At 76.1% G+C, this 19,727-nt stretch carries 20 protein-coding genes and 1 pseudogene; 8 read left to right on the top strand and 13 right to left on the bottom strand.

The window, feature by feature from the left end; all coding sequences use genetic code 11:
* Positions 1–39: 39 nt before the first annotated feature.
* From FF36_RS36785 to FF36_RS01870, 9 genes and pseudogenes are all read right to left on the bottom strand, one after another.
* Positions 40–184: pseudogene (locus FF36_RS36785) on the bottom strand (DUF4865 family protein); the annotation flags it as partial.
* 1 nt (position 185) lies between these two features.
* Positions 186–729 (bottom strand): DUF4865 family protein (locus FF36_RS36780; protein WP_242422245.1); only part of this gene is annotated, 544 nt, incomplete at its 3' end.
* A 67-nt stretch (positions 730–796) separates the two neighbouring features.
* Positions 797–1,375, bottom strand: coding sequence for a TetR/AcrR family transcriptional regulator (locus FF36_RS01900; RefSeq protein ID WP_044883164.1), 579 nt, complete (start codon positions 1,373–1,375; stop codon positions 797–799).
* Positions 1,376–1,445: 70 nt separating this feature from the next.
* On the bottom strand, positions 1,446–2,507 hold the full coding sequence (locus FF36_RS01895; RefSeq protein WP_044883163.1) for a hypothetical protein: 1,062 nt from the start codon (positions 2,505–2,507) through the stop codon (positions 1,446–1,448).
* The gene (locus tag FF36_RS01890) at positions 2,504–3,088 is read right to left on the bottom strand and encodes a SigE family RNA polymerase sigma factor (RefSeq protein ID WP_044883302.1); all 585 of its coding nucleotides are present in this window, start codon (positions 3,086–3,088) and stop codon (positions 2,504–2,506) included. The genes FF36_RS01895 and FF36_RS01890 overlap by 4 nt, the downstream gene beginning before the upstream one ends.
* A 125-nt stretch (positions 3,089–3,213) precedes the next feature.
* Positions 3,214–4,125, bottom strand: a complete 912-nt coding sequence (locus tag FF36_RS01885) for a sigma-70 family RNA polymerase sigma factor (protein ID WP_044883162.1) — start codon at positions 4,123–4,125, stop codon at positions 3,214–3,216.
* Between the two features lie 106 nt (positions 4,126–4,231).
* Positions 4,232–4,864, bottom strand: coding sequence for a DUF2599 domain-containing protein (locus FF36_RS01880; protein ID WP_242422233.1), 633 nt, complete (start codon positions 4,862–4,864; stop codon positions 4,232–4,234).
* A gap of 300 nt (positions 4,865–5,164) precedes the next feature.
* Positions 5,165–5,539 (bottom strand): fluoride efflux transporter FluC, encoded by a 375-nt coding sequence (locus FF36_RS01875; RefSeq protein ID WP_044883300.1) that lies wholly within the window; start codon positions 5,537–5,539, stop codon positions 5,165–5,167.
* Positions 5,536–6,162 carry a fluoride efflux transporter FluC gene (locus tag FF36_RS01870; RefSeq protein ID WP_242417935.1) on the bottom strand — a complete coding sequence of 209 codons (627 nt, stop codon included), beginning with the start codon at positions 6,160–6,162 and terminating at the stop codon, positions 5,536–5,538. The genes FF36_RS01875 and FF36_RS01870 overlap by 4 nt, the downstream gene beginning before the upstream one ends.
* A 444-nt stretch (positions 6,163–6,606) precedes the next feature.
* On the opposite strand from FF36_RS01870, the gene FF36_RS01865 reads away from it, so the two are divergent.
* Complete coding sequence (locus FF36_RS01865; RefSeq protein WP_044883161.1) at positions 6,607–7,488, top strand: TIGR03620 family F420-dependent LLM class oxidoreductase; 882 nt, start codon at positions 6,607–6,609, stop codon at positions 7,486–7,488.
* 128 nt (positions 7,489–7,616) lie between these two features.
* On the opposite strand, the gene FF36_RS01860 is transcribed toward FF36_RS01865, so the two are convergent.
* Positions 7,617–7,898, bottom strand: a complete 282-nt coding sequence (locus tag FF36_RS01860) for a GlsB/YeaQ/YmgE family stress response membrane protein (RefSeq protein WP_044883160.1) — start codon at positions 7,896–7,898, stop codon at positions 7,617–7,619.
* Positions 7,899–8,159: 261 nt separating this feature from the next.
* Between FF36_RS01860 and tatA the strand changes: the two genes are divergently transcribed.
* Entirely contained in the window at positions 8,160–8,504 is a 345-nt protein-coding gene (gene tatA, locus FF36_RS01855; RefSeq protein ID WP_063870309.1) for a Sec-independent protein translocase subunit TatA, read from the top strand.
* 28 nt (positions 8,505–8,532) lie between these two features.
* On the opposite strand, the gene FF36_RS36775 is transcribed toward tatA, so the two are convergent.
* A complete protein-coding gene (locus tag FF36_RS36775; protein WP_063870310.1) occupies positions 8,533–9,687 on the bottom strand; it encodes a toll/interleukin-1 receptor domain-containing protein in 1,155 nt (384 codons plus the stop codon).
* A 297-nt stretch (positions 9,688–9,984) separates the two neighbouring features.
* On the opposite strand from FF36_RS36775, the gene FF36_RS01845 reads away from it, so the two are divergent.
* The 3 genes from FF36_RS01845 to FF36_RS01835 all read left to right on the top strand — a co-directional run bounded on the left by FF36_RS01845 (position 9,985) and on the right by FF36_RS01835 (position 12,947).
* Entirely contained in the window at positions 9,985–10,914 is a 930-nt protein-coding gene (locus FF36_RS01845) for a hypothetical protein (RefSeq protein ID WP_044883158.1), read from the top strand.
* A 720-nt stretch (positions 10,915–11,634) separates the two neighbouring features.
* Positions 11,635–12,285 carry a DsbA family oxidoreductase gene (locus FF36_RS01840; RefSeq protein WP_044883157.1) on the top strand — a complete coding sequence of 217 codons (651 nt, stop codon included), beginning with the start codon at positions 11,635–11,637 and terminating at the stop codon, positions 12,283–12,285.
* Positions 12,286–12,323: 38 nt separating this feature from the next.
* Positions 12,324–12,947: an HD domain-containing protein gene (locus tag FF36_RS01835; protein ID WP_044883297.1), complete on the top strand. Its 624-nt coding sequence runs from the start codon at positions 12,324–12,326 to the stop codon at positions 12,945–12,947.
* A 27-nt stretch (positions 12,948–12,974) separates the two neighbouring features.
* Here FF36_RS01835 and FF36_RS01830 read toward each other — a convergent pair whose 3' ends face one another.
* Together FF36_RS01830 and FF36_RS01825 are read right to left on the bottom strand one after the other, a co-directional pair.
* The gene (locus FF36_RS01830; protein ID WP_220386436.1) at positions 12,975–13,853 is read right to left on the bottom strand and encodes an LLM class flavin-dependent oxidoreductase; all 879 of its coding nucleotides are present in this window, start codon (positions 13,851–13,853) and stop codon (positions 12,975–12,977) included.
* Between the two features lie 148 nt (positions 13,854–14,001).
* Positions 14,002–14,496: a hypothetical protein gene (locus FF36_RS01825; protein ID WP_044883156.1), complete on the bottom strand. Its 495-nt coding sequence runs from the start codon at positions 14,494–14,496 to the stop codon at positions 14,002–14,004.
* A 319-nt stretch (positions 14,497–14,815) separates the two neighbouring features.
* Here FF36_RS01825 and FF36_RS01820 point away from each other — a divergent pair, with 319 nt between their 5' ends.
* The 3 genes from FF36_RS01820 to FF36_RS01810 all read left to right on the top strand — a co-directional run bounded on the left by FF36_RS01820 (position 14,816) and on the right by FF36_RS01810 (position 19,677).
* Complete coding sequence (locus FF36_RS01820; protein WP_044883295.1) at positions 14,816–15,802, top strand: site-specific integrase; 987 nt, start codon at positions 14,816–14,818, stop codon at positions 15,800–15,802.
* Positions 15,803–16,701: 899 nt separating this feature from the next.
* Entirely contained in the window at positions 16,702–17,742 is a 1,041-nt protein-coding gene (locus FF36_RS01815; RefSeq protein WP_128423242.1) for a hypothetical protein, read from the top strand.
* Between the two features lie 81 nt (positions 17,743–17,823).
* Positions 17,824–19,677, top strand: a complete 1,854-nt coding sequence (locus FF36_RS01810; protein ID WP_063925250.1) for a hypothetical protein — start codon at positions 17,824–17,826, stop codon at positions 19,675–19,677.
* Positions 19,678–19,727: the final 50 nt, after the last annotated feature.

Raw genomic sequence — 19,727 nt, 5'->3', positions numbered from 1 at the left:
GTGCAGCCGCGGGCTCTGGTCGGGGGATCGGCCGGCGGGCTACCAGCCGCGGCCGCTGGGCAGCGGTGCCGCGCCCGGCGCGGACACGTGCAGTACCTCGTAGCGTTCGGTGGCCTCGCCGTCGCCGGCGGCGGCCGCGGCGTCGGCCCACAGCACGAACCGCGTCAGCTCCCAGCGGCGGGGGNCCAGGGTGAGCGCGGCGGTGTGCACGCCGGCGCGGCCGGCCAGGGCCGCGAGCGCGTCGATCTCGCGGGCGACGTGGGCGGCGAGCCCCGAGCCCGAGCCGTCGTCGCGCGTATCGGCGTCGGCGGGCAGGGCACTGACCCGACGCGAGGCGGCGGTCGGCGACGCGGCCGAGGCGGCCGGCGGCGACGCGCCCCCGTCCCTGGGACGGGCCGGCCCGGTTTGCGACACCGGCCCGGTTTGCGATGCCGAGTCGACCTGCGACGTCAGGCCGGTTTGCGACGCCGAGCCGGTGACGGCGGCAAGGACGGTGCCGTGCGCGACCGCCGGACGGCCGAACGAGCCGATGATCCGCTCGAAGCCGCCACCGCCGACGAGGAAACGGCCCATCGCCCCGGCGTCGTGCCACAGGTAGAACGGGGCGTACTGGTTCACCGCGGCACCCGCGACGCCACGCTCGCGGATCGCGTACGCCTTCAGCGCGAGCCCGGCCCGGTCGTCGAGGGCGTGGCCGGTGTCGGCGACCCGGCGGCGGATGATCGCCATCTCGTAGTCGGCGGGCAGGGTGATCGTGTACTGCATCGCGTACATGTCCTGGGTCCTGTCCTGGTCGCTAGCCGGCGGGTGCAGCAGGTGCGGCGTGGGTGGAGAGCAGGGCGAGCAGGCCGTCGACGGCCTGGACGAACGGCACCTCACGCCCGGCGGCGCGGGCCAGCACGTACCCGCCCTGCAGCACCGCGACGATCGTGGCGGCGGTGGCCGCCGCGTCGAGCCCGACGAGCTCGCCGGCGGCCGTGGCCTCGGCGAGCACGGCGCCCAGGCGGGCGCGCAGCCAGGTGAACGTCTGCTCGACCGGGCGGCGCAGCTCGGCGTCGGCCATCACGTCGGGGTCCTGGGTGAGTCGGCCGACCGGGCAACCGCGCAGCACGTCCCGCTCGCGGCGCAGATAGGCCTCGATGCGGGCGAGCGCCGGGCCGTCGGCGCCGAGCTGGGCGTCGGCCGCCGCCCGCAGCTCGGCGGCGGTCCGCTCGATCGCCGCCCGTGCCAGCGCCGCCTTACCGTCGAAGTGGTGGTACATGCTGCCCTGCCCGACCCCGGCGTGCGCCTGGATCGCCCGCGGGCTCGTCCCGACGTACCCGCGTTCCCACAGCAGCACCCGGGTGCTCTCGATCAGCCGCTCCGCCGCATCCACCCCACCACTGTACATACCAGTAGGTACAGAGAGAGGAGTCGGCCGAGGGACGCCACCCTGCGCCGCGCCCTCAGCCAGTGGCGGGGGTCGCGGGGGCGACCGGGCTGCCCGTGCCCGAGCTCGGCGCCACCGGCGGCCAGGACGACAGCGAGGGCAGGGGTACGGCGGTCGGGGCCGCCGGCCCCGTGCCGCACACCGGCACCTGGCCGCACGGGGTGGCCGTGGAGCGGGCGAGCAGAGTGCCGGCGAAGTTGTAGGCGTAGAGCGTCAGCGGCATCTGGCCGAGGGCCTGGTACCGGGCGAGATCCGGGGTCGTGACCTGGATGCGGGTGATGAACGCGCCGGTCGAGGGCTCGAAGGGGACCACGACGGCGTCCCCGGTCGGGAGCGCGGCGACGAGCAGGGCGACCTGTGGGGACACCTGGCCGACGGCCCACCGCCGCGCGTTCCACTCGCCGAGCCTGCCGGAGCCGTCGTCGCCGGAGCTGACCACCTCGACAGGCCTCGTGGGCGGCTTCGTCAGGTCATGGCGACCGCCTGACCAGAGGATCGGGCCGTTGATGCCGGTGAGGTCGGGGACGGCGGTGAGGTCGGGGACGGCGGCGGGTCCGTTGACGGTCCGGCACATCCCCCCGCCGTCCTCGCCGGCGAGGAGAACCTGCAGGCCCCACCGGTCGGCGACCGCGACGAACAGGCGCGGGGCCTGCGGCGCGCAGCGGGCGTCGACCTCGCGGCGTTGGGCATCGGTGAGGGTCAGCAGGCGCGGGGTGTCGACGTAGTGCAGGTGCAGGGGCGGGCCGCCTGCGGCAGCGGGGACCTCGGAGGGGACTGCCGGCGCGGCGCCGCGGACCACGGTGGGAAATCCGGCCGCGGGCAGGATCGTCGTCCGCCCGTCCCCCTGGCCGCCGACGAGGACACCGGCCCCGATCACGACGGTGGCCAGGACGGCGGCCAGGACGGCGACGCCGGCCGGGACGGCGATGGCGAGGCGACGGCGGCGGCGAGCGGCGGGCGCCGCGGCCCGCGCCACGGTCAGCAGCTCGGCCGGGGTGCGGACATCGAGCTGGCCGGCCGCCGCGCGCAACCAGTCGGCAACCGCGTCGTCGGGACTGCCGGACGAGGTTCCGTTCACGGTGCCTCCTTGCGCGGAGCGAGGGGTGTCCGATCCCGCCGGCCCACGGGGGGTCGGACCTGGGACGGGGCCGGCGGGGCGGCGGGGTCGGCGATCGCGGGGTGGATGCGTAGCTTGGCGAGGCCCTTCGCGGCCTGGCTTTTCACCGTGCCGACCGAGCAGCGCAGCAGCGCGGCCACCGCGGCCTCGGACAGGTCCTCGCAGTAGCGCAGCACGACGACGGCCCGCTGCCGCGACGGCAGCATGGCGAGCGCCGCGGCCAGCCCCGCCCGGTCCTCGACGGCGGCGAGCTGCGCCGACGGTTCCGCACGCTCCGGCGGCACGTCGACGAGCACGTGGCGGACCCGGCGACGGAACCGGTGGGTGTTGGCGTTGACCATCACCCGGCGGGCGTAGGCGTCGGGCCGGTCGTGGCCGCGGACCCGCGGCCAGACGACGAACACGCGGGTCAGTGTGGTCTGGGTCAGGTCCTCCGCCTCGCCGGCGTCGCCGGTCAGCAGATAGGCGAACCGCAACAGCTCACCGGCCCGCGGCGTGAAGTACGCCGTGAACCCGCCGTCGTCGCCCTCGCCTGTGCGCACCACGACCTCCCTCGCCCTACAAAGGCCGGCGGCCGCCTCCAGGTTGCCCGGCTTCTCGAACTTTCCGACCCGGCCTGCCGACGACCTGCCGGAAGCACGCGCCGCGGGGGTGGGCGGGGGCGGGCTCAGGCGAGCAGGTCGAGGTCCAGGGTGCGCAGGCGGTCGGGGTCGGCGAGGATGTCGATCTCGGTGATGCGACCGCCGCTGATCGTGAAGCCCATGACGGCGAACGGCCGCCCACCGCTCATCGTCACCAGTCCGGCGGTGCCGTTGACCAGCGCCGGGCGGGCGGCGCGGCCGAAGCGGCGGAACGTCATCGCCCGGGCGGCGACGGCGCGTGCCCCGACGGTCCGCCCGGAGCCGGCGGCCCCCATCCCGGCGGCGCCCCGGTCGGCGCGCAGCACCACGTCGGGGTCGAGCACGGCGACGAGGGCGTCGAAGTCCCCGCCGCGGGCGGCGGCGAGGAAGGCGTCGACGACGACGCGCTGGCGGGCCAGGTCCACGTCGGGCGTGGTGGGCGCGCCCTGCACCCGGCGCCGGGCCCGGCTGGCGAGCTGGCGGGTGGCCGCCGGGGAACGCCCGACGATCGGGGCGATGTCGTCGAAGGGGACGGCGAACATGTCGTGCAGCACGAACGCGAGCCGTTCGGCCGGGCCGAGGGTCTCCAGGACCACGAGCAGGGCCAGGCCGACCGCGTCGGCGATCAGCGCCTGCTGGGCGGGGTCGACGCCGTCGGCGCGGCTGACGACCGGGTCGGGCAGGCGGACGAGGTCGTCGAGGGGATCCTCCCGCCGGGCGGTGCGCGAACGCAGCATGTCCAGGCACACCCGTCCGACGACGGTCGTCAGCCAGCCGCCGAGGTTGGTCACGGCGTCGCTGTCGGCGCGGCTCAGGCGCAGCCATGCCTCCTGCACCGCGTCGTCGGCCTCGGTCAGCGAGCCGAGCATGCGGTAGGCGACCGCCCGCAGCTGGCCGCGATGCGCCTCGAACCGGGCCGCGAGCAGCTCCTGGGCGCCGTCTCGTTCCTGCTCGTCCATGATCGCCTTCCGTCGTCGCGGGGTGTCGCAACCCTGACGGATCACAGGCCGCCGGCGTGACGCCTCGGCGGCCTGTCGTGGCGCCGCGGGCCGGCGGACGCGCGGGTCAGGCGTGTTCGCCGGCGACGGTGTGCCGGGGGGCGACGCCGTCGGGCCGGAAGACGCGGGCGGGTGGGCCGGTGGGGTCGGTGCCGAGGGTGTTGCCGCAGCGGGTGGAGATCCACGTCGACATCGAGTTCGGTCGCATCATCGGCCGCCAGCTCTCCAGGTCGTAGGTGTCGCCGGTGGCGTATCCCCGGCCGCCGCCCAGCGCGGGAATCAGGGCCAGGTCCTGGTGGCAGGCCAGTTGGGCGTGCAGGCTGTCGGTGACGTCGCGGCCGAGGGCGGGCAGCGTGGTCACGCAGCCGCCGATGGCCGTCCAGATCGCGTCGGTGGCCTCGTGGCGCTCGGCGTGGCGGGCGGCGGAGGTGGGCCGCACCGAGATCCGCAGCCGGCCGTCGGCCCACTGCTCGACGACGATCTCCTCGACGTAGCGGCTGGCCCCGCAGTACGGCGCCGCTGCCGCGGGCGCCGCAGCGGCGGGCGCCGCGGCGGGCGCGGGGGTGGACGGGGCGGGAGTGGTCACCGCCGGGGCGGGGCGGGCCGCGGCGTCCGCGCGGGTGGGGCCGTCGGCGCCGGTGCCGGAATGGCAGCCGGCGAGCAACCCGCTCACCAGCACCCCGGCCACGGCCAGGGTCACCGGCGTGAGCAGCGGCCGGCGCCGCCCGCGGCGTCCCGGGTGGCAGTGCGGACGCCGTCCGGGGCGGCACTGGGGGTGGTGTCCGGTGTGGGCGGCCGGGTGGCGGGGCGGACGGTGCTGCGGGGTCGGCGGGACGCAGGTGGCGGGCCGGGCGGCGGCACGGCGAAAGGGGGTCGGCGTCTGCACGGGCAGAAGGGTAGGTCCGGGCGGGGTCGCGGGGCGCGAGCGACCCGGCCCGGCGGATGGCGGATGCGCGGTCGGGACCGCGGGTGGGGGATCTGTCCGCTGTGGCAGGTGTGGTCAACCCCACAGGGCGCGGGCGAGGGCCACGCCGGCCGCGGCGGCGCCGACCCCGGCGAGCAGGCTGGCGGCGACGGTGAGGGCGGCGAGACGGCGGCGACCGCTCTCGACCAGGCGCAGGACCTCGTAGGACAGCGTCGAGTAGGTGCTCAGCGCCCCGCACAGCCCGGTGCCGACCAGCAGCGTCACCCGGGTCGAGGCGGCGCCGGCGGCGACCGCGCCGGTGACCAGGCCGAGCACGGCGCTGGCCGTGGTGTTCACCGTGATCGTGCCCCAGGGCAGCGGGCTGTCGTGGCGGGCCTGCACGGCCCGGTCGGTGAGGTAGCGCAGCGGGGCGCCCACCGCCGCGCCGAGGATCACCAGCAGCCAGCTCACCGCCGTCGCCGCCCGGGCGCCAGCAGCCGGCGGATCGCGGCCGTGGCCGCCCACACCGCGGCGAGTGCCACGGTCGGAGTCAGCGCCAGGGCGGCCAGGGCCGCACGCGGCCGACCGTCGTCGAGGAGCCCTTCGACGCCGACGGCGTAGGTGGAGAAGGTGGTGAACCCGCCGAGGATCCCGGTGCCGAGGAATGGGCGGGCCAGCGGGTGGGCGAGGCGGCCGGCGGCCAGCAGGGCCATGAGCACGCCGATCGCCGCGCAGCCGACGGCGTTGACCGCCATGGTGGTCCAGCCGAACGCGCCGGGCGGGGTCGGCCAGGCCAGCGCCGCGGCGTAGCGGGCGCAGGCGCCCAGGGCGCCGCCGGCGGCGATCGCCCCCAGCAGCGGCACCGGCCGGGTGCGTAGTTCGGCGCGCTGGGCCGGCAGGTGCAGGTCGACGTCGGGATCGGTCGCGGCAGTAGCAACCCCGGGATCGGCCACGGCCCCGGGATCGGTCGCGGTTCCCGGATCGGTCGCGGTTCCCGGACTGGCCGAGACCCCGGGATCGGTCACGGCCTCGGGATCGGTGGGGGTGCCGGGCCGCGCGGGGGGTGTGCGCTGCGGTGCGGGCCGCTCGGTCATCAGGTTCCTCCCTGCGTGGGCGCCCGACCGGCGGGGTCGGGCGCAGCCGTGGACACGCAGGGACCGTTGGCGGCGCGCTGCCGCGGTTCGACTACGGCGGGCCCCACCGCCGCCGGCGGCCGCAGGGCGGGCACCGTCCGCACGCGACTCTACCGGCCGACGGACGGCCCGCCTGCCGGCCCCGGCGGTCCGGATGCCGCCCGCCCGCGCCACCAGCCGCCGGCGGGCCGACACAGGGCGAACGGTGACAGGGATGCGAACGGTGACGGGGAGGCGAGGTGGGCGACGGAGGTGGCGGTGGGCACCCCGCCCGCTCTGTTCGATCGCCGTCGTACACTAGGCGGAGCGTGTTCGGTGACCATCGAACACACCGTGAGGGGTGTCCGGGCCGCGCGAGGGCCCGGGGCCGGCGCCGGCAGCGGCGCGGAGGTGAGGAGGACCGTCATGGCGGTGCTGTTGGGACGGGTGGGCGTGTGGTCGCCGTCGTTCGCCTGGACCGAACCGGACGCCGTCGCCGCGGCGGCCGCGGAGCTGGACACCCTCGGCTACGGCGCGCTGTGGATCGGCGCCGCCCCGGCAGACCTGGCCCTGCCCGAACAGATCCTCGCCGCCAGCAGCCGGCTGGCCGTGGCCACCGGGATCGTCAACGTGTGGACGACCGAGCCGGCCCCGCTCGCCGCCGCCTACCACCGCCTCGACGCCGCGTACCCGGACCGGTTCCTGCTCGGACTCGGTATCAGCCACGCCCGGGTCGTGGAGGGACTCGGCCGCCAGTACACCCGGCCGCTGGCCCACCTCGGGCAGTTCCTCGACGGGCTGGACGGTGCCGACGACCCGGTGCCGGCCCAGGCGCGGGTGCTCGCCGCGCTGCGACCCCGGGCGCTCGAGCTGTCCGCGCGCCGCGCCCGCGGCGCCCATCCCTACCTGGTCACCCCCGAGTACACCGTCGCCGCCCGCGCGACACTCGGCGACGGCGTCCTGCTCGCCCCCGACCAGAAGGTCGTGCTGGCCACCGATCCCGGCGATGCCCGCGAGCGGGCCCGGTCGAACCTGCGCTACTACCTCGCCATGCCCAACTACGTCGCCAACCTGCAGGCGCTGGGCTTCGACGCCGACGACGTCGCCGGGTCGGGCAGCGACCGGCTCGTCGACGCCCTCTATGCCTGGGGCACCCCCGCGCAGGCCGCGCAGCGTGTGCGCGACCATCTCGACGCCGGCGCCGACCACGTCGCCGTGCAGGTCATCTCCGCCGACGTCGACCTGGTCACCCGCACGGGCCGTCCCACCGTCGAGGAATGGCGCGCCCTGGCCGCCGAACTGCTCTGATCCGCGCGGCCCGCCTGAACCGACGCGGCCCGCCACCCCGCCACCCCGGCAGCGGGGTGGCGGGCCTGATGTCGTGGCCGGGGCGCGGCGGGTCGGCGCAGATGCGGCGGGTCGCCGGGTGCGGGGGGTCAGCGGTGCAGCGCGTGGCGGCGTCCGCCCACCGCCCGCCAGACCAGCAGCACGACGATGGCGCCGAGGATGGACCCGACGATGCCCGAGGGCTGCAGCGCCCCTTCGCCGAAGTCCTTGTCGAACAGGACGTAGCCGAGGAAACCGCCGACGAACGAGCCGACGACGCCCAGCAGGATCGTGGCGGGGATGCTCATCGGATCGGGTCCGGGCACCAGCAGGCGGGCCACGGCCCCCGCGATGAGACCAAGTACCACCCAGGTGATGAGGGTCCAGAGCACAGCGGGCCTCCGACAGGTGAGGATCAGCGGCGGGGTTGCCGATGATCGGCGATGAGATCGACCGCGATGTACCCGCCGCCCACACTTCGTCAAACATCACCTCGCCCGTCGGGCGGGCGACAGGACACCGGCGGCGGGTGGGGCCCGTGGCGGCGGGTGGGACACCGCCCGGACGGCCGGATGCCCCGCCCGTCGCCGCGGCGGCGCGGCCGGCCGTAGCATGCTCTTGAGGCCGGCGGTGGGTCCGACCCCGTCCGTAGGATGGTTTTCGTGGGTGACATCGGTACGCCTGAGCTGCTCATCATCATCGTCGTCGTCGTGGTGCTGTTCGGGGCGAAGAAGCTCCCCGACGCCGCCCGCTCCCTGGGCCGCTCGCTGCGGATCTTCAAGTCCGAGATCAAGGGCCTGCACGACGACGACGACCCGGCCCCGGCTGCCGCGGCCCCCGCCGTGCCGGCCGTGACGACGCCGGTCTCGCCCGTCGACGCCGCCGCGGTGGCCCCCGCCCCGCCGTCCCCGGCCGCTTCCGGCGCCGCCGCAGCGGTCGCCGGGCCGGCTTCGACCGCGGACAGCGCGGTGGACGGCCGACCCGCCGGGTCGCGCTGAGCCGCGCCGCCGCGAGCGGCCGTCACGCTCACGGCTGCCGCCGGGGGGCGTGCCGCATCCTGGCCTGCTGGTAGGCGAGCAGGCTGTGCACGAGCTCGTGGCGCTCGCCCAGCACCGCCCGCGCCGCCTCGGCCAGTCGCGCGCACCGGTCCGCCGCCTCGGCCTGCTCGCCCCGATCGAGGGCGTCGCCCTGGCGGTCGCGGGCGCGTAGGAGCCCGAACCGGGCGGTGAACCACTGCGGATCGTCGACCGGCCCGGCCGCGGCGAGCCGCTCGGCGATCGCGGTGAACCGGTGGGCGGACTGACCGGGCCGGCCCTGGGCGAGCAGTGCCTCGGCGTTACGTAACTCCTCCCGGACCCAGGCCGGTGACGGCGGGCGATCCGCCGTCGCCAGCGGGCCGCCCCGCCCGTCGCCGCCGCAGTCCGCCGCCGCGCCGCGCAGCCCGGGGTAGGGCGGTTCGACGGCGGGCTTGGCGCGGCGGCCGCGCACGGCGGCGAGCAGCCGCCTGCGGGCGGTGTCGCGGTCGAGGGCGAACAGGTCGACGGTGCCGAGCTGGCCCAGCAGCCCCGGCCGCACACAGTCCTCGACCCGGACGATCAGCAGCGCACCCCTGCGGCCCGCGGCCTCGTGACGCCAGGCGCTCTGCCACTGCGCCCGGGCGTCGCTGCAGGCCAGGTAGGCGGTCGAGAGCACGGCGAGGGTCGGCAGGGCGTCGGTGGCGGCCTGGTGCAGCCGGTCGACCGGGTGGGTGCCCGCGCCGAAGTCCCACGCCTCAATCAGCGTCGGGTAGCCGGCCTCCTCCAACTGCCAGGCGATCCACTGCGCCCACGCCAGGTCCGGCCGGACATAGGAGACGAAGATCGTCTTTCGGAGTCGGCGCGGCCCGCCGGCGACGTCGCCCCACAGCGCGGCGGGGGTCGGGAGAGGCACGGCGAGGGGCGGGTCCGCCGGAACGCGGGGCGCGGGCCACGGTGAGGGCGGATCATCGTCGCGCCCGGCCGGATCGCCGGCGGCCGAGTCTCCCGCGGCCGGATCTCCCGCGGCCGGGTCCTGGGCCGGTGCGGGGTCCGTCGCCGGGTCGAGGGCGGCGACCGCTGCGGGCGCGAGGCGGCCGATGGGCTGTGCGGTGGTCGCACGGGCCGTCTCCCACCACCGCGCCTGGCGGGTTCGCGGCGTCGTCAATGCCTGCTCCTTCGAAGGTCGTGAATCGTGCTGGAGTTCCGCCCCCGGCGCCGCGCTCGGGCGGGTCGGCGGGTACTCCCGCGGCTGGCACCAGCGTGCCATTCCGTGTTTTGCAGACCCTAGCTGACAAGCTTCGCGAATGGGTGGCAGGATGCCCCGTCGACACGGACGGACAAACAGTCGAGATGGCGCCGGGAATGCGACGTGAAGGTCGCATCCCGCCGACGGTCGAGACATCCGCGTCGCATCAATGCGACGGCTGTCGTCGCATCTGGAAAAGTATGGAGAGAAGGAACCATGTCGGGTGTTTCGCAGAAGCCCCCGCGCGCGGTCACGGACCCTGGCCACGACGCTGTCCTGCGCTTTCGCTACGAGCTGCAGCAGCGGTTCCCGGTGACCGCGGGCAGGATAGCCCGCCACCTCCAGGCCGGCGACCCCGCCGACGAATCACGTCGCGAATTCCACTCCGTGTCCGCGCGGACCCTGTCGCGACGTGTCCTGCGGGCTTTCAGTGGCGAGACGTCCGGGACCTCGCTGCGCTGGGCGTATCTGGACGCTCACATCGTCCTGGGCGTTCCCGGTGATGCGCGGGCGAAAGTCCTGGAAGAATGTGCCGAGCTGTATCAGGCTGCTTTCCCTTTCGCGAAGGACTGCACGTTCACCGGTCCACCGCGACACGGCGATGAGACCGGCGTGCGGCTGGCCGGGCAGGTGCGCCGGTGGCTTTTCGCACCCACGGCGCAGACGGCGTCCGAGCGCGAGCTGCACCAGGCGATGGCCTGGCAGATGATGATGTTTCCCGACGACAGCCTCTACAACCTGTGCCGCCGGGGGTACGTCAGCGCGCTCGCCACGGCGCGGGGACGCGCGGGGCGGCCGTGGCCGCGGGACGCGCTGGCGTTCCTCGACGACTGTGAACGACTCATCGACGACGTCGAGCGGCGGGCCGGGGCCGCCCCGCGGCGCCCGGCGTACCCGCTGCACCGCGCCTACCACCAGTCCGCGGGTCGCCACCTCGACTCCCACCAGCAGATGCGACACGCCGTCGCCGCGCTCACCGCCACCTCGGACTCGACGCAGCCGAACTCGACGCAGCCGAACTCGACGCGGCCGGACGCCGCGCAGCCGACGCAGGCCGGACCGGCACCGTCGACGGGCGCCGGCGGTGGACCGGGCGAGCTGCGGGGCGCCGTCCCGGTGCGGGGGGCGTGCGCCGCCGGGGGGTGACCGGATGTGGCTCCCGGTCCGGGGTGGCAAGGGTGAACCGGCCCCGCGCGCCGCGCACCCACGCCGGCGGGCGGCGTCCCGGCAGCCGGGCGGGGCGTCCGCCAGCGGTGCGAGCGCCGGCAGACCGGCCGGAAATACGACGCATATGCACTGCCATAGGCGCGGGAATCGGCGGTCGTCGCCGGGCGGCAGCCGATTCCCGCCGCGGTCGGCGGCACGGGCGCCACGGCGGGTGCGGGCGGCGGCGGTTCAGCACGCACCCGCCGTCCGCGGCCCGCCGCCTCCGGGCTGACCTGCGCCGTCACGCCGGCCCGAAGGCGGCGCCGCCCCTGCGGGCGCCGGCCGTGCCGGGTGTCGGTGCCGCGTCCGGCGGCGCTCACCCCGCCGATACGTGCCGATCCGGACGCCGCCGCACACAGCACGGACCATGCCGCCACCGGCCGTTCACCTTGCAGGGCTGCCAACGCTGTCCGCGTCGCACTTCGGCCCGAAGGCGGCCCGGGCCGGGCCGGGGCGGGGCAGCGGCGTCCGGCGACATTCGGCGCGGGTTCCCGCGGGCGGTGTGCGCGGTTCATCAGCAGCGGGCAGGCCGCGGTGCAGCACCGGTGGTGTTCACTCGAACCGGTGGCGACGCCGAGGGTCCGCCGTGCTGCGGTGCGCCGATCGTCGGAGCCTGGGAGCCGCGGACGAGAAGCGGTGAGAAGAGGATGGTGATCCGCCGTGCGTGTGGACATCTGGAGTGACGTCGTCTGCCCGTGGTGCTACGTCGGCAAGGCCCGGTTCGACCGGGCGCTCGCCACGTTCGCCCACCGCGACGAGGTGCAGGTGCGCTTCCACTCCTACGAGCTGAACCCGACCCTGCCCCGGGGTCGGTCCGAGTCGCTGCTCGTCGCGCTGGCCCGCAAGTTCAGCGACGTACCGGCGGCCGAGATCGAGGGCATGGAGCACCGTGTCGCCGACGCCGCCCGCCAGGAGGGGCTGGCCTACCGGTCCGACCGGCGCAACGGCAACACCTTCGACCTGCACCGGGTGTTGCATCTGGCCGGCGAGGCGGGCCGGCAGGCCGAGGCGGTCAGCGCGCTCAACCAGGCGCATTTCGGGGCCGGCCGCGACGTGTTCGACCACGACGTCGCCGTCGAGGTGTTCACCGCCGCCGGTCTGCCCGCCGCCGAGGTGCGCCGGGTCCTGGCCGGCGACGACTACGCCGAGCGGGTGTTCGCCGACGAGCGCGCCGCCCACGACATGCGCGTCACCGGGGTGCCGTTCTTCGTCGTCGACCGCACCCTGGCGGTGTCCGGGGCGCGCCCGGCGGACCTGTTCGCCCGCACCCTCGACCAGGCGTGGGCGCGGCGCGCCCAACGGGTGGCCTGACCGATCCGTCGCCCCCGGCGCTCCGGTACGGTTCTGGCGTGGTCATCGTGCCGGAGCCCTCGTGGGACGTCGCCGTGGACGCCGACGAGCTGCACCGCCGACATGCACCGTCGCAGCCGGCGTTCACCCTCGTGCACACCCACTGCCGCATCGTGTGGGACCTCGCCGCCGGGCTGCTGGCCGCGGGCGCCGCGCCGCAGGCCGATGCCGGGCTGGTGCGCACCGGGGCGCTGCTGCACGACATCGGCGTCTACCGCCTCTACGACGACGCCGGCCAGCTCGATCACGCCCAGTACCTGCGCCACGGGGTGCTCGGCCATGAGCTGCTCGCCGCCGACGGGCTGCCCGAGACCGTCTGCCGGTTCGCCTCCTGCCACACCGGCGTCGGGCTGACCCGCGCCGACATCGCCGCCGGTGATCTGCCGCTGCCGCCGGGGGACTACGTCGCGCAGACCGTCGAGGAACGGCTGGTCATGTACGCCGACAAGTTCCACTCGAAGAGCAACCCGTCGAGTTTCCTGACCGTGGAGGCCTACCGCGGCTACGTCCGCCGCTTCGGCGCGGACAAGGTGGCCCGGTTCGACGAGCTGACCGCCGAGTTCGGTGTCCCGGACCTCGCCGCCCTCGCCGCCCGCCACGGCATGACCGTCCGCGGCGGCTGACCGGCGCTTCACCAACCGTCGGCGGGTTCAGCGCACGAGGGCGGCGAGGGTGTCGACCTGCGCGGGGTCGTCGGCGTAGCAGTAGAGCACCAGCTCGTCGGCGCCGAACGCGGCGTAGGCGGCGACCGTGTCGACGATCTCGGCAGGGTCGTGCAGCGGCTCGCCCCACCCCGGCCGTCCGGTGAAGGCGTAGTAGTCCGCGATGGCCCGGCGGACACGGGTGAGCGTGGCCGGCCCGCCGACGGCCACATTGACCTGGCAGACCAGCCGCGGCCGCCCGTCGCGCCCGGCGGCGGCCCACTGCTCGCCCACCGCGCGGACCAGGGGCCCGGCCCAGGCCAGCGGCGCCGCGCAGACGAAACCGTCGCCGTGGCGCGCGGCGCGGCGCAGCGCCGCCGGGGCGAACCCGCCGACGAGGATCGGCGGGCCACCCGGTGTCGCCGGGCGCGAGCCGATCGGGGCGCCGCGGTGGGGCTGCCCGGCCCAGATCGCGCGCAGCGCGACGAGCTGGTCGTCGAGGGTCCGCCCGCGGTGGTGCATCGGTGTCCCCGCCGCGGCGTGGTCGTCGGCGCGGCCGCCGATGCCGACCCCGAGGACGAACCGGCCGCCGGACATGCGGTCGACGGTGGCGACCTGCTTGGCCAGCAGCGCGGTGGCCCGCAGCGGGCCGAGCAGGACCTCGGTCTGCAGCCGGATGCTGGTGGTGGCACCGGCAAGGGTGGCCAGCGCGACGAGCGGCTCGGGATTGTCGAAGGTAAGCCGGTCGAGCAGCGCCAGGGAGTCGAAACCGGCCGCCTGCGCGCGGACGGCCCAGTCGAGCAGGCGGGCGGGGTCACTGATGGGCAGGCCGAGACCGAGGTCCATGATGATCTCCGAAAGGTGGGCAGCGGACAGCGCTGTCGCCACCTCCTCCTCACCCGGGCGAGGAGCCGGCTCCCTCTGCGACGTGGTGCGTGGAGCACGGCAAGCGGAGTTCCGCCGCCGACCGTACCCGACCCCTGCCTGGGGTNCACCCGCCCCGCCGGTCCGCTGGCCGCCGCCGCGGCGGGCGGGGTCAGCGGGCCCACGGGTCCTGCACCGGCATGGGCACGCCGTGGCGTCCCGTCATCCGGGACACGGCGAACGCGGCGATCTCCTGCAACGCGACGTCACCGAGCCGGCGGATCCCGGCGACCCCCGCGGCGACGCGCTGCTCGCAGGCGCGGGCGCCGACGTCGTCGCCGACCAGCCGGTAGGCGTCGGCGAGGTCGCGCAGCACCGTCGGATAGAACGCCGGCAGCGGCAGTGGCAACCCGCGGCGCGCCACGTAGGACTCGCGCACCTGCTCGCCGGCGTGCAGCGCCCGCAGCAGCCAGGCGAGCCGGTCGTGCTGATCGTCCTGCAGGGCCGCCATCGCCAGGGCGCAGTCGGCGCGCAGCGGCGCGTCGTCGACCGGGCTGAGCTGCCGCCACACGGCGGCGAGCAGGCCGCGGGCGGCCTGCCGCCGGCCGCCGCGGGCCAGTTCGCCGCCGCGTTCGATCTGCTCCGCGCGCGGATCCACCTGATGCACGAGCCGCCCTCCCGTCTGCGGCCGCCGTGGTGGCGGCGGCCGGCGAACGCCGACGGCGATGACGATAGGACCGACCTCCGACAGTTTTCGTCCCGTCGCGGGCGGCCCGCGCGACCGCCGCCGATCAGGTGGACCGACAGCCGGGCGACCGCCGGCGTCCGCGGCGGCGGTGGGAATTAGGGTAGGCCGCGATGACGCTTCACCGCCGGTCCGCACACCGGTGACCGGCGAGATCGCGCGGTCCACCGACGCCGACAACATCGACATCGACATCGACATCGACGCCGCCGACATCGACGTCGCCGACGCCGCACGGCCGCTGCCCGTGCCGGGCGGATCCGCCGCCGGGGGCGCCGCGCCGCTCGCGCTGCCCGCCGAGCTGGCCGCGCGCGTCGGTGACTACGCCCGCGCGTCGCGGTCGGCGTCGACGTGGCGCGCCTACGACAGCGACCTGCGCCAGTTCCGCGCCTGGTGCGCCCGCCAACCGGCCGCGCCCAGCGCGCTACCGGCGACCCCGGCCACCGTCGCCGGCTACCTGGCCACGCTCGCCGACGCCGGCTACCGGCCCTCGACGATCCGCCGCCGCCTCGCCGCGATCTCCGTGGCCCACCAGCTCGCCCACCATCCCAACCCGGCCGCCGCCCCCGAGGTCGGCGCCGTCTGGGACGGCATCCGACGCACCCGCGGGGTGCGGCCCACCCGCAAGACCGCGCTGGACACCGACCTGCTCACCCGGGTCGTGGCGGGCCTGCGCGACGACGACGTCGCCGACACCCGCGACCGGGCCCTGCTGCTCATCGGCTTCGCCGGCTGCCTGCGCCGCAGCGAACTGGTCGGCCTCGACGTCGCCGACCTGGTGGAGACACCCGACGGTCTCATCCTCACCATCCGCAGGTCCAAGACCGACCAGGAGGGCGAAGGGGCACTGGTCGGCATCGCCTACGGCTCCTACCGGCCGACCTGCCCGGTGCGGGCGTGGCGGGCCTGGGCGCAGGCGGCCGACCTGCGTGAGGGCCCGGCGTTCCGCGCGGTCAGCCGGCACGGCCACGTCGGCGCGACGAGGCTCTACCCCGGGTCGGTGGCCCGCATCGTGCAGCGCCGCGTCGCCGCCGCGGGCCTCGACCCCGCCGACTTCGCCGGGCATTCGCTGCGCTCGGGGTTCGCCACCGCCGCCGCCCGCGCCGGCGTCGCCGACCGCTCCATCATGCGCCAGGGCCGCTGGCGCTCCTCGGCGTCCCTGGACGGCTACATCCGCGCCGGGCGCCTGTTCGACCGCGACAACCCCTCCGGCCGCGTCGGGCTGTAACCGGTGGCCGGTGGCCGGCCGGGCCGGTGGCCGGCGGCCGGCGGGCAGGGACGCGCTCGTCATCGGCGCCGAGCGCGGTCGACGACGACGGCGAGCAGCACCCCCCACGTCTGCAGAAGCAGCGCCCCGGCGTCGGCCAGCCCGACCGTCAGCAGTCCGACCGCGACGGTGCACGCCACGGCGAGCATCGCCGCGGCGCGCCACGCCGAACCGCCGGTGGCACTCGTGGTCGGTCCGCGCCGCCGGTCACCGTCGGTGCGACGGCCGGCGGGACGCCGTGGACGTGGCGGGACGCCTGCGGCCCTGCGGCGGCGCGTAGCCGCCGGCCGGCGAGCGTCCCCCCGCCTGGTCCGGCCGCATCCCCGCCGGCGGTGGGCGGCCCCGCAGCGCCGGGGATGGCGGGGATGGCTGTCGCTGCGGGCCAGCGGTGCGCGCGGTCGGCCCGGTCGGCGACGGGGCGGCAGGCAGCGGCGACGACGCATCGGCACTCCTGGAGAAAAGGGGGATCGCCGCGGTCGGTGGCCGGCCCGGGAAGACCCGGACACCGACACGGACGATCCTGTGGACGACATCATCGGTAACGATTCGGGCTGTGCGTACCCTTCTTAGCGAGCGGCAGGAATGCATGACAAGCTGCCGCATCCGCGATCGGGGTGGACCGTCGAGCCGTCGAATGCGACAGAAATGTTGCATCGGTCCCGCGCCGGCCTTCCGCCACGCCCGCGGACCTCGATATGGCACTCCGTGCCATATCACAGCCCCGAAATATTGTGCCCGAGATCTCACAGAGAGCGATGAACGCGATGGTGGGTGCGCAGCAGCGAGAACCGGTTCCGCACAGGAACCACCATGTCACAGCATTGCTCGCCGAGCGATACGCACAGTATCTTCATCACAGAGTGTTACTGGACGAGATCGCCAGGTACCTTCGACCAGACGAACCAACAGACAAACAACGAAATCTTGCGGCTAAAATTGGACGTTTCTTTCGGAACGGCTCGGGCGCCGCATCGGAGCGCTGGTCCTACCTTCAGTCGGAGATACTGCTCGGCTTTCCCCCGGCGGAGCGGCCGGCCCGGATCCTCGCCTGCGCGGCGCTGTACCGGCGGGCTTTTCCCGACGCGACGGACTGCCCGTACTCCGGCACGGAGACAAAGGACGAGTCCCTTGCGGACTATGCCCGGCGCAACGTCGAGGACTCGTTGCGACTCCTGGGGCAGCTCGCCACTCCCGAGGACCTGTCGGACGACGACGTGCGCTTCGTGGCCGACCGACTCGTCCCACTGCTCGACGTCGGCAGCCTGTTCAACCCATGCCGCCGGCTGGCGTCCTTTCTGCGCGCCCAGGCACGCGAGCCGCTCAGCCCGCAGGAGCTCCAGGCCATCACCCAGTGCGATACGCACATCGCGCAGGTCGACCGGGAGCTCGCCGCCGCCGGGTCGCCGCACCTCGTCGCCGGTCTGCGCGGCTACATCTTCGACCACCGCAGCGACCACCGGCAGATGCTCGCCCCCGCAGGCGGCCCGACCACCCCCCAGCAACCGGCGTCGAGACGCCCACCGCCCTCGCCTCACCGGACGGCCCGCCGCGCTCGGCCCCCACCGACGCCGCACCCACCGACGGTCCGGGCGACCCCCCGGCTGCGCCAGGCCGACGGCTGCGGACCTCGCCACCGAGGGCCCGGTCCAAGGACCTTCCCCCGGCCGCCACGGACCTGCACGGCGCCGCGGCGGCGCACCTGCGGCAGGCACCCGACGACACAGCACCGCCCGGCACCGGCCTGCCCTCGCGCGACGCGGAGCCGTCCGCATGATCCGCCGACGACGGGCGAGTACCCTGACCCGCTCGACCGCCCGAGCCGGTCAGCGCCGGCGAGGACGGCCGGACAGGTGGTGGCGAAACGGCGAGCGGACGGGCGGGCACGCGGGTCGGCACGCTGATCGCCCACCCCGCCCGCCGCCGCGGCCACCATGGTCGGGTTCTCGTCCGGGCAGGGGCGTGGCAGGCTGCCAGGTGTGAGTATGGGTGGCGCCGCGGCGGAACCGGGTTCCGGCACGGGCGCGGACGCCGCCGCGGCGGGCGGACGGGCCGGCCCCGGCGAGCTGGGCGGTCCGCCCGGCGGTGAGGGGCGCACGGTGCCGGCAGGGCCGTCGTGGGACATCATCGTCTCCCACAGCGTCGCCGAGCCGGACGCCGCCTGGGCACGCTGGTTGTGCTGGCAGCTCGCCCACGCCGGCTACCGGGTGCTCAGCCACCCCCTGGTCGACAGCGCCCCGCCCGCCGGGGCGGCGCCGGTCGATCTCGATCGCCATCTCACGCTCGGCGGAGAGATCCTCGTCATCTGGTCAGCGGCCTACCGGGCGCAGACGGCCCGGTCGGTCGCCGCCGGGACGCCGGCCAGGGCGACGGTGGCGGGCAATGCGGCGATGCCGGGCATGGCGGCGGTGGCGGACAAGGCGACGATGGCGGGGGCGCCTCCGACGACGCGTCCCGGGCGCGACGCCGGCCCGCCGCGGACCGCCGGGGTCGGCGCGGGGGGCGGCGGGCGGATCATCCTGGTGCGGATCGAGGACTGCTCGCGGCCCGCGCCGTTCGCCGGCCTGCTCGCCTTCGACCTGTTCGGCCTGGATGCGACGCTGGCGCGCGACTGGCTGCTGCGCCAGGTCACCGTCGTCGCCCCCCGGCCCGCGACCGACCTCACCCCGCCGCCGTTTCCCCCCACCTCGTTCGCCGGCACCGACACCGGCGCCGACGGCCAGCCGAGCCCATGCCCCGGCGACGCCGGCGGACACCGTCCGCCCGGCCCACCGGCGCGCGGCGGCACCGCGGGCGCCAGCGCCGGCGCGACGTTCACCGGCGCCGGCGTCCGACGCGAGCGCGGCGCCGCCCGCGACCTGGCCGCCGCCCGCCGCCTGGCCGTCCTGCCCGAGGAACGCGGCCATCCGATGAGCGTCAGCTTCAGCCCGACCGCGGCACTGCTCGCCACCGGCGGCACCGACACCACCGTCCGGCTGTGGCAGGCGGCGTTCCCCGACCCTCCACGGCTGGTCGCCACCGTCGGCTACGGTCGGCGGATCAACCAGGAGTGGGCGCGGGCGGTGACGTTCAGCCCGGACGGGCGCATCCTCGCCGCCGCCGGCGACGCGGGTACCACCGTGCTGTGGCAGGTCGCCGACCCGGCCCGCCCGGTGCCGCTGATGACGCTGACCGGCCATCGCGGCTACCTGCACGACCTCGGGTTCAGCCCCGGCGGCACCCTGCTGGCCACCGCCGGCGACGACCGGGCGGTGCTGCTGTGGGACCTCGCCGAGCCGGGGGTGCCGCGGCGCGCGGCGATCCTCGCCGGGCATCGCAGCGCCGTGCGGGCGGTGGCCTTCAGCCCCGACGGCACCCTGCTGGCCACCGGCGCCGAGGACCGCACGGTCACCCTGTGGGATCTCGCCGACCCGACCCACCCGAGCGCCACCGTGACGCTGTCCGGCGCCCGCGGGGCCGTGTTCAGCGTGGCGTTCAGCCCCGACGGCGACCTGCTCGCCGTGGCCGGCAAGGACCGCACCGTGCGGGTCTACTCGGTGGCCGACCCCACCACCGAGACCGTCCTGGTCGAGATCGCCGACCATCGCCGCGCCGTGCAGGCCGTCGCCTTCAGCCCCGACGGCACCCTGCTGGCCACCGCCAGTGCCGACCGCACCGCGACGGTGCGCGACATCACCGACCCCGAACGTCCCGGCCCCGGCCACCGCCTGCCCGCCCACGCCGGCCCCGTCCAGGACGTCGCCTTCGCCCCCGACAGCCGCCTGCTGGCCACCGCCGGCGCCGACCGCCGCACCGTCCTGTGGGACCTCTTCCCGTCCCCACCCGCCGACGCCCGCTGACCCGCCGACCCCGCGTTCCGCCCGACACCGACGCTCCGTTCGAACCCGAC

The sequence above is a fragment of the Frankia torreyi genome (assembly GCF_000948395.1).
GTDB classification, from domain to species: Bacteria; Actinomycetota; Actinomycetes; order Frankiales; family Frankiaceae; genus Frankia; species Frankia torreyi.
This window is presented reverse-complemented; position numbering and strand designations above follow the sequence as displayed.